This is a genomic window from Paenibacillus sp. URB8-2 (genome assembly GCF_013393385.1).
Lineage (GTDB): Bacteria > Bacillota > Bacilli > Paenibacillales > Paenibacillaceae > Paenibacillus_AQ.
This window is the reverse complement of record NZ_AP023239.1, coordinates 4,243,785-4,258,369: the sequence shown is the minus strand read 5'-3', so window position 1 is coordinate 4,258,369 and position 14,585 is coordinate 4,243,785. Positions and strand designations below refer to the sequence as shown.

The following is a 14,585-nucleotide window of genomic DNA, read 5'->3' as shown; positions in this document are numbered from 1 at the left end:
TGAAAGAATGTGTAAGGCTAAGAGTGGAATACACGTTAAGGGGGATTCAGATTCAAATGAAACCGGTGAAAGTAGGGTTGCTCGGGCTGGGAACGGTCGGTACGGGCGTGGTGCGCATCGTGCAGGGGAACCAGGAGGATTTGAGCAGCCAGGTCGGTTCGCCGATTTATATTGAACGTATTGCCGTTAAATCCGCAGATAAAGCGCGCTCGATCGAGATCGATCCGGCGAAGCTGACCACAGATCCGTGGGCGGTCATCCGCGACCCGGAAATCGATGTGATTGTTGAGGTTATGGGCGGAGTCGAGACCACCAGAGAATATATTTTGGAGGCGCTCGAGCGGGGTAAGCATATCGTTACCGCCAACAAGGATCTTATGGCGCTGCACGGCACTGAAATATTGGCCAAGGCGCAGGAGAAACAGTGTGATGTCTTCTATGAAGCCAGCGTGGCGGGGGGCATTCCGATTATCCGGACATTGATCGAAGGTTTTTCATCCGACCGGATCGTCAAAATCATGGGCATCGTCAACGGAACGACCAATTACATACTCACCAAAATGAGCCAGGAAGGCGCTTCATACGACGATGTGCTGAAAGAGGCGCAGCAGCTTGGCTATGCCGAATCCGATCCGACTTCGGATGTGGAGGGACTGGACGCCGCCCGCAAAATGTCGATTCTCGGCACGCTTGGCTTCCGCACCAATGTTGAGCTGCAGGATGTGAGCGTAAGCGGGATTTCCGGCGTTAGCAAGGAGGATATCCAGTTTGCCAAACGTCTCGGCTACGAAATGAAGCTGCTGGGCATTGCCGAGAGCCAAAATGATGAATTCAGCATCAGCGTCCAGCCGACTATGATCCGGGCGAGCCATCCGATCGCTTCCGTCAATGGCGTGTTCAACGCGGTTTATGTTTATGGCGAAGCGGTTGGAGAGACGATGTTCTACGGAGCGGGAGCCGGTGAAATGCCGACGGCAACCTCTGTCGTGGCCGACCTGGTGGCGGTGATCAAGAATTTGAAGCTGGGCGTTAATGGCCTGAAACAGATTGTTCCCTACAAGCAGAAGAAGCTGAAGAGCGACGACGATATTTACTTTAAAAACTTTCTGCTGCTCCATGTGGACGACAAGGCGGGAGTGCTTGCCAAAATCACCCAGGTGTTCGCCGAATGCGACGTCAGCCTTGATTCTGTCGTGCAGCAGGCTAATCCGAACAACCCGAATGCCGAAATCATTATCGTTACGCACGATGCCAGCAAAGCCAGCATGAACAAGGTTCTCCGCCGTTTCGAGGAACTTGAGGTCATTCGCCGCGTGAAGAGCCATTACCGTGTCGAGGGCTAAAGCAAACCGCCGGAAAGGCAATTATCTTTAAAGGAGAACATGGCTTGTGAGATATTTCATATTGAAGGATAATATAGAGAAGTGTCCCATGATTTTTATTCAAGGCCTTATGGCTGCCAAAGGGCGGTGCAGACATGAGTAACGTCCGGAAGGTAAGGGTAAAAGTTCCTGCCAGCACCGCCAATCTGGGGCCGGGATTCGATACGCTCGGGATGGCGCTGTCGCTGTACGCCTGGATCGAAATGGGAGAAGCGGAGCAGACCGAGTTTCACCTTTACGGCGATGAGATGAAGGATGTGGCCCGGGATAAAAGCAACCTGATTTATAAAGTCGCGCAGATGGTGTTCGACGAGGCGGGCGTATCCGTCCCCGAACTGGAAATATCAATGTATTCCGAGATCCCGCTGACACGCGGTCTCGGCAGCAGCGCCTCCGCCATTATCGGTGGCATGGTTGCGGCCAATGCGCTGATCGGTTCCCCTCTGAGCCATGAGCGGATCTTCGATATGGCTACGGCGCTGGAGAAGCACCCCGATAACGTCGGCGCTTCCCTGTTCGGCGGGATTATCGCCGCCGCCTGGGATGGCAGCCATGCCGATGTCATCCGCATCGAACCGCCAGATGATCTGGAGACCCTCGTCGTCATACCCGAGTTCGAGCTGGCGACGTCCAAAGCGCGGGAAGTGCTCCCGTCCAGCGTGACTGTCGCCGATGCCGTATACAATGTCAGCCGATCTTCGCTGCTGACAGGAGCGCTTGCCAGCGGGCGCCTCGATCTGATCGGGGCGGCGATGCGGGATCGCCTGCACCAGCCGTACCGGGCCGCTCTGGTTCCCGGCATGGAAGCCGTTCTGGCCGAAGCTACGCGGCACGGCGCCCTCGGCATCGCCTTAAGCGGCGCCGGCCCGACGCTGATTGCGCTTGTGGATGGGCGAGAGTCCCGAAAGAGCGAACTGGAAGCCTTTCTGACAGAAACTATGCGTAAACATGGCATTGAAGCGCGTACCCGCTGGCTTCTGCCGTGCCGAACGGGAGCGCTTGCGGAATCTGTAGACGAAAATGGGATGCAAAATCAATCATTTTTGGATATGATAAAAGGAGAAGTACGGTCATGAAATCAATAGCGGTGCTGCCGCAGGGAACGACCTCTCATGAAGCTTTGCTGTATCTAATGAAAGGGGAGCCCTGCCGGCCTGTGTTCTATAAGCTTATTTCCGACGTGTTTCTGGCCACGGCCAAAGGAGAGACCGATTACAGCGTCATTCCGGTCGAGAATACGATTGAAGGCTCGGTCAGCCTGCACATGGACTGGCTTATTCATGAAGTGGATTTGCCGATGCAGGCCGAATGGATTTATCCTTCCGTGCAGAACCTGATCGCTAATCCCGGCGAGTTTACGGACGGAAAAGGCGAGGTCGATTACTCGGGCATCGTAAAAATCCTCTCCCATCCGGTTGCAATGGCCCAGTGCGGCCATTTTATCCGAAGTCATGCCCCGTCAGCCGAACTTGAAACCGTGGGCAGCACCTCGGAAGCTGTGGAAATCGTCAAGAACAATCCCGGCAAAGGCTGGGCGGCAATCGGCATTGAGCTTGGTGCGAAGACTTTTGGACTAGAGATTATCGCAAGCAAAATTACCGATCATCACAACAATTTTACCCGTTTTGTGCTGGCGGGACCCGGGAAGCTTGATATCCCCCGCGTAAGCACTGGCAGCAAGACCAGCGTGCTGGTCACGCTGCCGGAGGATTTTCCGGGCGCGCTTCATCAGGTGCTCTCGGCTTTTGCCTGGCGCAAGCTGAATTTATCGCGGATTGAATCGCGGCCGACGAAGAAGAAGCTGGGTACCTATTATTTTTATATCGATGTGCTCGAACCGTTGGAATCGGTCCTCCTGCCTGCCGCTATTGAGGAAATCAAAGCTTTGGGCTGCCAGGTCCGAATTCTGGGCTCGTATCCCACATACACCTATGAGGAAGAGAAAGCGGAGGTGCAGTAAGTTCATGTCTGAGCAGTTGATTTATCTAGATGGACAATACGTAACGAAGGAAAATGCCATGGTATCCGTTTTTGACCACGGCTTTCTGTATGGCGATGGGATTTTTGAAGGGATCCGGATTTATAACGGCAACATTTTTAAATGCAAAGAGCATTTGGACAGACTGTATGATTCGGCTAAATCCATCATGCTTGATATCCCGCTGACTTATGACGAGATGCTGGAAGCGATGGCAGAGACGATTCGCCGCAATGAGATGCGCAACGGTTATATCCGCCTTATCGTTTCCCGCGGCCCCGGCAACCTCGGACTTGATCCGCGCCGGTGCCCCAAAGCCAGTGTCATTATTATTGTAGAGCAGCTGGCCATCTATCCCGAAGAGGCTTATCTGAACGGCCTTCGCGCCGTTTCCGTGTCCCAGCGCCGCAACATTCCGGATGCGCTGAATCCGAAGATCAAATCGCTTAACTATCTGAACAACATTCTGGTCAAAATCCAGTCCAACCTCGCGGAAGCCGATGAGGCGATCATGCTGAACGCACAGGGGTATGTAACCGAAGGCTCCGGAGATAATATTTTCATCATCAAAAATGGCGTTGTCTACACGCCGCCTTGCTACCTTGGCGCTCTCGAAGGCATTACGCGTCTTGCCATTATCGAGTTGTGCGAGAAGCTCGGCATCACGCTTAAGGAACAGCCTTTTACGATGCACGATATTTATATTGCGGACGAAGTATTCTTCACCGGAACGGCGGCGGAGGTTATTGCGGCCCGTGAAATCGACGGACGGATTATTGGCGAAGGCCATGCCGGTCCGATCACACTGAAGCTACTTGAGGAATTCCGGAGCATTGTGGACAAAGACGGCTACAAGGTGTGGCAGTCCTAAGTTTTTTGAATAGCAACGACCAATCCTTTGATGCGCATGCACTCATGCCGTGTCAAAGGATTTTTTTTGCTTCCGGGATGTCAATCGCCCATGGGCTGCATAAGATGTAGTAACGAAGGAGGCGGCTCTACCGCAAATCACTGCGCCAGAAGAAACGAGCGTCCCGTTCTCATGAGAGGCAGCATCGTTTCTCGCGGAAATATAAGGCCTTGGGTAAGCTCAAAGCTTATGCATTCTTATATTTCAATAAGCATTGCTCCACAAAACGTTAGGAGGTTATTATTGCGTGAAAATACACATGGTCAAGCAAGGCGATACGCTCTATGAATTATCGAAAAAGTATGGGGTGCCGCTCGATAAATTAATTGAGGCCAATCCGCAAATCGCAAATCCCGAAGTTCTGGCTATCGGAGACAAGGTGAAAATCCCTTCGGTTCCCGTTCCCGTGCCGGACGGCGGCGAGCTGTTCCACAAACATACGGTCATGCAGGGAGACACCCTGTGGAAACTGTCAAAGGCATGGGGGATTCAGCTCAAGGATATCATCCAGGCCAATCCCCAGCTCAAGAATCCCGATGTGCTTAAAATAGGAGATATCGTCAACATTCCGAAAAAAGGGGCAGCTCCGCTTGTACACCAACCGGAACATGCAGTGATGGGCGTTTCTGACAAAACCGTTCCCGGCGGAAAAGCATATACGGGTCCCATTGAAAAAGCGAAAGAGACAGCTCCCATTGCTCCGGTGCCAGTTGAGCCAGCCCCTGCGCCTGTTAACCCTATGCCTGTTATCCCTGCGCCTGTGATCCCGGCACCTGTGGCGCCGGTTACCGAGAAGATTCATACCGAGTCGCAGAGCCTGTTTGTACAGATTTCGGTTCCTGCCCAAGAAGCCGTTTCTTTGCCACCGATGCCCGAGCATCCCAAAGAATATTGCGCCTGTGAACCTGTAACCCCCTGCGATAAATCCTTTGGATACCCGGGGATAGCCGAAAATCCGTACTATTACGACTGCCCTCCAACATACCCGCTGTATGAGGCTGTGCAGCCGATCCCTTATGCTCCTAGCAACGTTCAGCCTGCTGCGTATATGCCTGAAATGCAGGCTCCTTATTGCTACCCGGCACCGGTTTATCCTGTCGCCAATATCGCGGCGCCGTGCTATCCGGGAGTCATGCCGGGCTATACCGCAGAGATGCCCGCCGCCAACGTCAAACCCTACCCGGAGCATCCGGCCTATACCTCACCGCAGTACGGCATTCAGCCGGCAACACTTCCTTGGCCTTCCTGTGGATGCGACGGTCTCCAGCCGTACCCTGGCGGCCATGAGGCACCGGTATATGGCGCAATGCCTGTTTATACGAGCGAAGCCCAAAGCTTTCCATATGGAATGGGGTTTCCCCCACCCTATTCGGCGCCTTCATACCCACCCGGAGCTTACGGCTCTCCCGTTACCGCAGGCATTCCACAGATGCCGGAATATCCGGGCAAGGACGATTGGGACTACTTGAGCCGAATCCCGGGAGAGACGCAGGCGGATGCCGCAGCAGGAGAATTGTCTTCGCAGGAGGGGCTGAATACGGTCAACGGGACTGCGGCAGTCCAGAATGCCGCCCCTGTTGAGACCAAAGCAGCTTCCGCTACGTCCGCAGCCAAAGTCAAAACATCAAGCCGTTCCGGCAAGGATGTCAAACCGAGCGGCTCCGCTAAACAGAATTCTAGCAAAAGCAGAGGGACGTCGAAAAAACGCCGGAATCCCTGGATTTCCGATTAAGGTGTCAATATTATAGAAATTGCGCGTGCAGATCCATTATCTTTGGGTGCGGTCTGCACGCTTTTCGTGTGCGTTTCCTTTACGGGACTTTAGGGCGAATTGAGTAAGGAAATGATACCAGCTCCAAATTGGTAAAATTTACGGGTTGTTACTCTTGCCGGGACATGTTATATTATAAATCCAGTCGCTGATGCAGCTGTTTAACAACAATTTTTTAATAGGGAAAAAGAGAGTCTTAATATAAAGACGCTGACGCTTTTAAAAAAGTTGTTGCAATCGGTCGAAAAAAGTGATATGATAAAGATCCGGTTGAGAAATGCTCATCCGCACTGAAGATTTAAAACGATAAAGTTTGATCTTTGAAAACTGAACAACGAGTGAGTGGGGATTCGCTTTAGCGAGTTCCAAAATGAAGAGAATGCAAATTCTCGTCAGATGTTTCAAAATGAGCTTATCGCTCTATCGATAAACTTTTCGGATGGTTATTTTCTCGGAGTGATCCGGGTGGTAACCTCACGAAAAAACCTTATTGGAGAGTTTGATCCTGGCTCAGGACGAACGCTGGCGGCGTGCCTAATACATGCAAGTCGAGCGGAGTCCTTTTGAGAGCTTGCTCTCAAAAGGACTTAGCGGCGGACGGGTGAGTAACACGTAGGCAACCTGCCCCTTGGACTGGGATAACTACCGGAAACGGTAGCTAATACCGGATAAGACCTTCTGGTGCATACCGGAAGACGGAAAGGCGGAGCAATCTGCTACCAGGGGATGGGCCTGCGGCGCATTAGCTAGTTGGTGGGGTAACGGCTCACCAAGGCGACGATGCGTAGCCGACCTGAGAGGGTGAACGGCCACACTGGGACTGAGACACGGCCCAGACTCCTACGGGAGGCAGCAGTAGGGAATCTTCCGCAATGGGCGAAAGCCTGACGGAGCAACGCCGCGTGAGTGATGAAGGTTTTCGGATCGTAAAGCTCTGTTGCCAGGGAAGAACGTCTTGTAGAGTAACTGCTACAAGAGTGACGGTACCTGAGAAGAAAGCCCCGGCTAACTACGTGCCAGCAGCCGCGGTAATACGTAGGGGCAAGCGTTGTCCGGAATTATTGGGCGTAAAGCGCGCGCAGGCGGCTGTTTAAGTCTGGTGTTTAAACCATGGGCTCAACCTGTGGTCGCACTGGAAACTGGGCAGCTTGAGTGCAGAAGAGGAAAGTGGAATTCCACGTGTAGCGGTGAAATGCGTAGAGATGTGGAGGAACACCAGTGGCGAAGGCGACTTTCTGGGCTGTAACTGACGCTGAGGCGCGAAAGCGTGGGGAGCAAACAGGATTAGATACCCTGGTAGTCCACGCCGTAAACGATGAGTGCTAGGTGTTAGGGGTTTCGATACCCTTGGTGCCGAAGTTAACACAGTAAGCACTCCGCCTGGGGAGTACGGTCGCAAGACTGAAACTCAAAGGAATTGACGGGGACCCGCACAAGCAGTGGAGTATGTGGTTTAATTCGAAGCAACGCGAAGAACCTTACCAGGTCTTGACATCCCTCTGAATCGTCTAGAGATAGGCGCGGCCTTCGGGACAGAGGAGACAGGTGGTGCATGGTTGTCGTCAGCTCGTGTCGTGAGATGTTGGGTTAAGTCCCGCAACGAGCGCAACCCTTGACTTTAGTTGCCAGCAGGTGAAGCTGGGCACTCTAGAGTGACTGCCGGTGACAAACCGGAGGAAGGTGGGGATGACGTCAAATCATCATGCCCCTTATGACCTGGGCTACACACGTACTACAATGGCCGGTACAACGGGAAGCGAAACCGCGAGGTGGAGCCAATCTTATAAAGCCGGTCTCAGTTCGGATTGCAGGCTGCAACTCGCCTGCATGAAGTCGGAATTGCTAGTAATCGCGGATCAGCATGCCGCGGTGAATACGTTCCCGGGTCTTGTACACACCGCCCGTCACACCACGAGAGTTTACAACACCCGAAGTCGGTGGGGTAACCCGCAAGGGAGCCAGCCGCCGAAGGTGGGGTAGATGATTGGGGTGAAGTCGTAACAAGGTAGCCGTATCGGAAGGTGCGGCTGGATCACCTCCTTTCTATGGAGAATCGTTTCCCGAGTGGAAACATTCAAATCGGAAGCTAAGCTTCCAAAACTCAGGTTTAGGCCTGTTGCTCACTCGTTGCTCAGTTTTGAGAGCTCAAACTCTCAATCTTGATCCTTGAAAACTGGATACCGAAACGAAAATTGCGTTTTAGAACATCTTTTAGCTGAACTTGTGTCAAGCGATTGATCAAGTGAAGATAAAGTGCTTAATTGGTTAAGCTATTAAGAGCACACGGAGGATGCCTAGGCGCCAGGAGCCGATGAAGGACGTGGCGAACAACGAAAAAGCCTCGGGGAGCTGTAAGCAAGCGTTGATCCGGGGGTGTCCGAATGGGGAAACCCGGCTGTGGTAATGCACAGTCACTCCTACCTGAATTCATAGGGTAGGTGGAGGCAGACCAGGGGAACTGAAACATCTAAGTACCCTGAGGAAGAGAAAACAAGAGTGATTCCGTCAGTAGCGGCGAGCGAACGCGGAACAGCCTAAACCAGGGAGCTTGCTCCCTGGGGTTGTGGGACGTCTCACATGGAGTTACAAAGGAACAAGATAGGCGAAGAGGTCTGGAAAGGCCCGCGATAGAGGTAAAAGCCCTGTAGCCCAAATTTGGTTCCCTCCGAGACGGATCCCGAGTAGTGCGGGGCACGTGAAACCCCGTATGAATCCGGCAGGACCATCTGCCAAGGCTAAATACTCCCTGGCGACCGATAGTGAAACAGTACCGTGAGGGAAAGGTGAAAAGCACCCCGGAAGGGGAGTGAAATAGTACCTGAAACCGTGTGCTTACAAGAAGTCAGAGCCCGTTAAATGGGTGATGGCGTGCCTTTTGTAGAATGAACCGGCGAGTTACGTTTAACGTGCAAGGTTAAGGCGAGAAGCCGGAGCCGCAGCGAAAGCGAGTCTGAATAGGGCGACTTAAGTACGTGGGCGTAGACCCGAAACCGTGTGATCTACCCCTGTCCAGGGTGAAGGTGCGGTAACACGCACTGGAGGCCCGAACCCACGCACGTTGAAAAGTGCGGGGATGAGGTGGGGGTAGCGGAGAAATTCCAATCGAACTCGGAGATAGCTGGTTCTCCCCGAAATAGCTTTAGGGCTAGCCTCGGTGATTAACAGTACTGGAGGTAGAGCACTGATTGGGTGCGGGGCCCGCAAGGGTTACCAAGCTCAGTCAAACTCCGAATGCCAGCTACTGATGCACCGGGAGTCAGACAGTGAGTGCTAAGATCCATTGTCAAAAGGGAAACAGCCCAGACCATCAGCTAAGGTCCCCAAGTGTGTGTTAAGTGGGAAAGGATGTGGAGTTGCACAGACAACCAGGATGTTGGCTTAGAAGCAGCCACCATTGAAAGAGTGCGTAATAGCTCACTGGTCGAGTGACTCTGCGCCGAAAATGTAACGGGGCTAAACACACCACCGAAGCTATGGCTTGATGCTTTGCATCAGGGGTAGGGGAGCGTTGTATGTGGGTTGAAGGTTGACTGTAAGGACAGCTGGACAGCATACAAGTGAGAATGCCGGTATGAGTAACGAAAAGATCAGTGAGAATCTGATCCGCCGAAAGCCCAAGGTTTCCTGAGGAAGGCTCGTCCGCTCAGGGTAAGTCGGGACCTAAGGCGAGGCCGACAGGCGTAGTCGAAGGACAACAGGTTGATATTCCTGTACCACCGTAATCCGCTATGAGCGATGGGGGGACGCAGGAGGGTAGTGACGCGGACTGATGGATGTCCGTCCAAGCAGCGAGGCTGGTGTATAGGCAAATCCGTACACCATAAGGCTGGGCTGTGATGGGGAGCGAAAATTACAGTAGCGAAGGTCATGATCTCACACTGCCAAGAAAAGCCTCTAGCCAGGAGAAGGTGCCCGTACCGCAAACCGACACAGGTAGGCGAGAAGAGAATTCTAAGGCGCGCGGAAGAACTCTCGTTAAGGAACTCGGCAAAATGACCCCGTAACTTCGGGAGAAGGGGTGCCTCGGTAGGGTGAATAGCCCGAGGGGGCCGCAGTGAAAAGGCCCAAGCGACTGTTTAGCAAAAACACAGGTCTGTGCGAAGCCGCAAGGCGAAGTATACGGGCTGACGCCTGCCCGGTGCTGGAAGGTTAAGGGGAGCGGTTAGGGGTTAAACCCGAAGCTGTGAACCGAAGCCCCAGTAAACGGCGGCCGTAACTATAACGGTCCTAAGGTAGCGAAATTCCTTGTCAGGTAAATTCTGACCCGCACGAATGGCGTAACGACTTGGGCGCTGTCTCAACGAGAGATCCGGTGAAATTTTAATACCTGTGAAGATGCAGGTTACCCGCGACAAGACGGAAAGACCCCATGGAGCTTTACTGCAGCTTGATATTGAACTTGGGTACGATCTGTACAGGATAGGTGGGAGCCTTAGAAGCCGGAGCGCCAGCTTCGGTGGAGGCGCCGTTGGGATACCACCCTGATCGTATCTAGGTTCTAACCTGGCACCCTCATCGGGTGCGGGGACCGTGTCAGGCGGGCAGTTTGACTGGGGCGGTCGCCTCCTAAAGCGTAACGGAGGCGTCCCAAGGTTCCCTCAGAATGGTTGGAAATCATTCGAAGAGTGCAAAGGCAGAAGGGAGCTTGACTGCGAGACCAACAAGTCGAGCAGGGACGAAAGTCGGGCTTAGTGATCCGGTGGTACCGCATGGAAGGGCCATCGCTCAACGGATAAAAGCTACCCTGGGGATAACAGGCTTATCTCCCCCAAGAGTCCACATCGACGGGGAGGTTTGGCACCTCGATGTCGGCTCATCGCATCCTGGGGCTGAAGTAGGTCCCAAGGGTTGGGCTGTTCGCCCATTAAAGCGGTACGCGAGCTGGGTTCAGAACGTCGTGAGACAGTTCGGTCCCTATCTGTCGTGGGCGTAGGAAATTTGAGAGGAGCTGTCCTTAGTACGAGAGGACCGGGATGGACGTACCGCTGGTGCACCAGTTGTTCCGCCAGGAGCATGGCTGGGTAGCTACGTACGGACGGGATAAGCGCTGAAAGCATCTAAGCGTGAAGCCCCCCTCAAGATGAGATTTCCCAATTTAGTAAGACCCCTTGAAGACGACGAGGTAGATAGGTTGGAGGTGGAAGTGCAGCAATGCATGGAGCTGACCAATACTAATCGGTCGAGGGCTTATCCAAATTAAACGCAAGATTCGTTTCGGTTCCAGTTTTCAGGGAGTAAGATCTCTGTAGCGCGTTTTCTGTAGTCGATGATTTTCCTGAAGAGATTCGGGAAGCGAAGCGACCGGAAAACATCCGTTTGGTGGCGATGGCGGAGGGGTTCCACGCGTACCCATCCCGAACACGACCGTTAAGCCCTCCAGCGCCGATGGTACTTGGACCGAAGGGTCCTGGGAGAGTAGGACGCCGCCAAGCACATGAGCCACTGCTGAATTTCAGCAGTGGTTTTTTGTTATGTCGATCTTTAAAGCAACTATATGAAAACAATATTAACTATTGCTTTATGTGCATAAATTTGATATAATAAATTTTGTCGTCACGAACAAGAGTTGATTAGTATGGCCCGTTGGTCAAGGGGTTAAGACACCTCCCTTTCACGGAGGTAACAGGGGTTCGAATCCCCTACGGGTCACCATTTATTTATCAGATTTGAATTTTTGTTTGTTGACGCGGGGTGGAGCAGCACGGTAGCTCGTCGGGCTCATAACCCGAAGGTCGCAGGTTCAAATCCTGCCCCCGCAACCAATTCTTCTTAAAGAAGAGCCTCTTGGAACCGTGGTGTAGAGGCCTAACATGCCTGCCTGTCACGCAGGAGATCGCGGGTTCGAATCCCGTCGGTTCCGCCATTATTGTATTTTCCTAATTTAAAAGCGTTATGCGGACGTGGCTCAGCGGTAGAGCATCGCCTTGCCAAGGCGAGGGTCGCGGGTTCGATTCCCGTCGTCCGCTCCATATTTTGCGCCCTTAGCTCAGCTGGATAGAGCGTTTGACTACGAATCAAAAGGCCGGGAGTTCGAATCTCTCAGGGCGCGCCATCTTACTTTATTAAATGAGTCGATACCTAATTTAGGGTTGATTAAGCTGAGTGTACAGCTTGATTAAGCCTTTTTTTGTGCCTTCGTATTTAGAGCCTGCCTCGAATTTGATCCTCCGGCAAAACGTCACTTTCTGATTAACGAAGTCTGGCGTAATCATCATTAGTTTCGGAAAGCAAATCCATCGAACGAAAAAGCTAAAGCTTGCATAAATCCCGCCTACCCCGGGCAAATTAGGGAAAAAAGCAGAATGAAGGGATTAACATGAGTGCTTTTCGTTTGAAAAAGCAGCTGTGGCGCCGGTGGAGACGCTGGAAAAAAGCGCTGTGGGTCGGAACGGCCTGTGCGGTCCTTACGGTATGCGCCTGGTCGGGATTGCGGGTATCGGATCGCTTGTCGGATCTGCTGACGGGATCGATGTCGGCGGTGGAAGCAAAGTTTGCCGAACTGAACAACCATGCCGTTTCCAACTATACTCTGCTGCATGAGCAGGCTTCGGCCGTATTCGGACAAGAAGAGCCGGGGGAACGAATTTTGGGTCTGGGCGATGCGAAGTCGCTTAGCATGATTATTGAAGATACCGGCCTCAGCCGTAAAGTCCATTACAAGACATCCTACGTTAGTGGTGATGAAGTCCGGGATACTTTAGGACCAATGAATCCCGAGAAATTGCAGGCTCTGCTTTCGGAACAACCGGACTGGCAGGGAAGAATCGGGTCTGACGGAGATGTCTGGCTGGAGCGGAATGTGAATGATTTATCGCCTTCCTGCAAGAAGGAAGCGTACATTGGCATAGATAACGAAGGAAATCTCACCCTGTTCAAAGGACCTCCTAAACGGGAGGAGGCGCTTAAAACCTTTTTTCAAATCGATATTGGAACGATGAAATCCTCGCTGCCGGAAAAAGTATGGAAGCAGCTTCAGGGCGGAATCCGGGTACAGGATATTGATGAGTACAATAGTGTGCTTTCGACCTTTAGCGATTATGCGCGGGACGATTCCGAGCAGACGATGTAGGGCGGGTTTTTGAAGAGAATTCTTGAGGAGATGGGTAATGAAGGCCGTTGGTGAAAACCGGCGGTCTTTTTTTGTTGTATGATTTATCAGTTTCGGGTGTTTGGTCAAGCCCTGAGTGAGGTTGAGGCTAAGGTTACATTTTGTGAAACTATTTTATATATCGGGTATGGAAAAGTTTATGCTCCCCGGACAGCCTATTTTTGCTATAATGGGTAGAAGGAATACATATGTTCGCTTTCAAGGCGGGGAAATGAACCGTGCGGGAAGGCTACCGATAAATAGGGGAGAGATGGTTTTGCGAATTCTGGGGATCGATCCGGGGATAGCGATTGTCGGCTTCGGCTTCATTGACAAAAATGGCAGCAAGCTTACGCCGGTTCAGTATGGCTGTATCCAGACGGAAGCCCATACGCCGGAGGAGGAGCGGCTGCTCCACGTTTATGAGGGTATGCTGCAGCTGATTGACCGTTACAAGCCGGAGGCCGTAGCGCTGGAGAAGCTGTTCTTCAACCGCAATGTGACGACGGCAATGTCGGTCGGACAGGCGCGCGGTGTGCTGGTGCTGGCGGCTGTGCAGCGTGGGCTACCGGTGGCGGAATATACCCCGATGCAGGTGAAGCAGGCGATTGTCGGTTACGGCAAGGCGGAGAAAAAGCAAGTGCAGGAAATGGTGCGGATGTACCTCAAGCTGTCCGCCGTTCCGAAACCCGACGATGTGGCCGACGCGCTGGCGGTTGCGGTCTGTCATGCTCATTCGTATACGCTGAATTCAAAGATAAATGAGGTATTGCGCAAATGATCGATTTTTTAAGGGGACCGGTTGTCCATTTGGAACAAGAATATGTGGTGCTGGATGTTCAGGGCGTTGGATACCGGGTCTTTTGCCCGAATCCTTATGCTTTTGCCAAACAAGAGGGACCGGTGACTGTATATATTCATCATCACGTGCGGGAGGACGCGATTCTTCTGTTCGGGTTTCCCACCAGAGAGGAACAGAAGCTGTTCCGCAAGCTGATTGAGGTGTCGGGCATCGGCCCCCGTGTGGCGCTCGGGATTTTAACGGGAGGCACGCCAGACCATGTCATTTCGGCCATTTATCAGGAGAACATTACATTTCTGACGAAACTGCCGGGCATCGGGAAGAAGACGGCGCAGCGGATGATTTTGGATCTCAAGGACAAGCTGGACGGACTGGGAACGGCTAATTTCCAAACCGGATTGTTTGCGTTGGAACAGAATACGGAGAGCGGCGAGCTTTCCTGGCAGGAAGCTAGAGACGGGCTTAAGGCGCTTGGATATACGGAGACAGAGCTGGACCGTGTCTGGCTGGCGCTGAAGAAGGAAGGAGCGGAGACCGATTCGGTTGACGTCCTGATGAAAAAGGCGCTCAAGCTGCTGTATGTGGCGAAGTAGATCCGGCCAAGCAAGAAGTGGATGAGCATCGGTTGACGAAAGGTCCGCTAAGTACATGATGA

Annotated in this window: 8 protein-coding genes, 5 tRNA genes and 3 rRNA genes; all 16 read left to right on the top strand. The window is 52.7% G+C overall.

The genetic code is table 11. The features are described from left to right. Nucleotides 1-56 precede the first annotated feature (56 nt). The 16 genes from PUR_RS19675 (at nt 57) to ruvA (ending at nt 14,523) form a co-directional block, all read left to right on the top strand. Nucleotides 57-1,343 (top strand): homoserine dehydrogenase, encoded by a 1,287-nt coding sequence (locus PUR_RS19675; RefSeq protein ID WP_179036700.1) that lies wholly within the window; start codon nt 57-59, stop codon nt 1,341-1,343. A gap of 134 nt (nt 1,344-1,477) precedes the next feature. Then, complete coding sequence (thrB, locus tag PUR_RS19670; RefSeq protein ID WP_179036699.1) at nt 1,478-2,458, top strand: homoserine kinase; 981 nt, start codon at nt 1,478-1,480, stop codon at nt 2,456-2,458. Continuing rightward, nucleotides 2,455-3,342 (top strand): prephenate dehydratase, encoded by an 888-nt coding sequence (pheA, locus tag PUR_RS19665; RefSeq protein WP_179036698.1) that lies wholly within the window; start codon nt 2,455-2,457, stop codon nt 3,340-3,342. The genes thrB and pheA overlap by 4 nt, the downstream gene beginning before the upstream one ends. 4 nt (nt 3,343-3,346) lie before the next feature. Continuing rightward, nucleotides 3,347-4,231: a branched-chain-amino-acid transaminase gene (gene ilvE, locus PUR_RS19660; protein WP_179036697.1), complete on the top strand. Its 885-nt coding sequence runs from the start codon at nt 3,347-3,349 to the stop codon at nt 4,229-4,231. Between the two features lie 286 nt (nt 4,232-4,517). Continuing rightward, nucleotides 4,518-6,002, top strand: coding sequence for a LysM peptidoglycan-binding domain-containing protein (locus PUR_RS19655; protein ID WP_179036696.1), 1,485 nt, complete (start codon nt 4,518-4,520; stop codon nt 6,000-6,002). A 526-nt stretch (nt 6,003-6,528) separates the two neighbouring features. Beyond that, nucleotides 6,529-8,084: ribosomal RNA gene (locus PUR_RS19650) — 16S ribosomal RNA — on the top strand. 220 nt (nt 8,085-8,304) lie between these two features. After that, nucleotides 8,305-11,236 (top strand): 23S ribosomal RNA (locus PUR_RS19645). Nucleotides 11,237-11,356: 120 nt separating this feature from the next. Beyond that, a 5S ribosomal RNA gene (gene rrf / locus PUR_RS19640) occupies nt 11,357-11,473 on the top strand. Together the 16S, 23S and 5S rRNA genes with 5 tRNA genes alongside form the textbook arrangement of a ribosomal RNA operon. Nucleotides 11,474-11,618: 145 nt before the next feature. Beyond that, nucleotides 11,619-11,693: transfer RNA gene (locus PUR_RS19635), tRNA-Glu, on the top strand. Between the two features lie 33 nt (nt 11,694-11,726). Then, nucleotides 11,727-11,803 (top strand) — tRNA-Met (locus PUR_RS19630). A 24-nt stretch (nt 11,804-11,827) separates the two neighbouring features. Further along, nucleotides 11,828-11,904: transfer RNA gene (locus tag PUR_RS19625), tRNA-Asp, on the top strand. Nucleotides 11,905-11,935: 31 nt separating this feature from the next. Beyond that, nucleotides 11,936-12,010 (top strand) — tRNA-Gly (locus PUR_RS19620). A gap of 6 nt (nt 12,011-12,016) precedes the next feature. After that, nucleotides 12,017-12,093 (top strand) — tRNA-Arg (locus tag PUR_RS19615). Nucleotides 12,094-12,357: 264 nt separating this feature from the next. After that, a complete protein-coding gene (locus PUR_RS19610) occupies nt 12,358-13,110 on the top strand; it encodes a BofC C-terminal domain-containing protein (protein WP_179036695.1) in 753 nt (250 codons plus the stop codon). 295 nt (nt 13,111-13,405) lie between these two features. Further along, entirely contained in the window at nt 13,406-13,909 is a 504-nt protein-coding gene (ruvC, locus tag PUR_RS19605; protein WP_179038001.1) for a crossover junction endodeoxyribonuclease RuvC, read from the top strand. Next, nucleotides 13,906-14,523, top strand: a complete 618-nt coding sequence (ruvA, locus tag PUR_RS19600) for a Holliday junction branch migration protein RuvA (protein ID WP_179036694.1) — start codon at nt 13,906-13,908, stop codon at nt 14,521-14,523. The genes ruvC and ruvA overlap by 4 nt, the downstream gene beginning before the upstream one ends. Nucleotides 14,524-14,585: the final 62 nt, after the last annotated feature.

Excerpts from the sequence above, each read along its gene's own strand:
- thrB (WP_179036699.1), top strand. The coding sequence starts at position 1,478 with ATGAGTAACGTCCGGAAGGTAAGGGTAAAAGTTCCTGCCAGCACCGCC.
- pheA (WP_179036698.1), top strand. The coding sequence starts at position 2,455 with ATGAAATCAATAGCGGTGCTGCCGCAGGGAACGACCTCTCATGAAGCT.
- ruvA (WP_179036694.1), top strand. The coding sequence starts at position 13,906 with ATGATCGATTTTTTAAGGGGACCGGTTGTCCATTTGGAACAAGAATAT.
- PUR_RS19610 (WP_179036695.1), top strand. The coding sequence starts at position 12,358 with ATGAGTGCTTTTCGTTTGAAAAAGCAGCTGTGGCGCCGGTGGAGACGC.
- PUR_RS19675 (WP_179036700.1), top strand. The coding sequence starts at position 57 with ATGAAACCGGTGAAAGTAGGGTTGCTCGGGCTGGGAACGGTCGGTACG.
- ilvE (WP_179036697.1), top strand. The coding sequence starts at position 3,347 with ATGTCTGAGCAGTTGATTTATCTAGATGGACAATACGTAACGAAGGAA.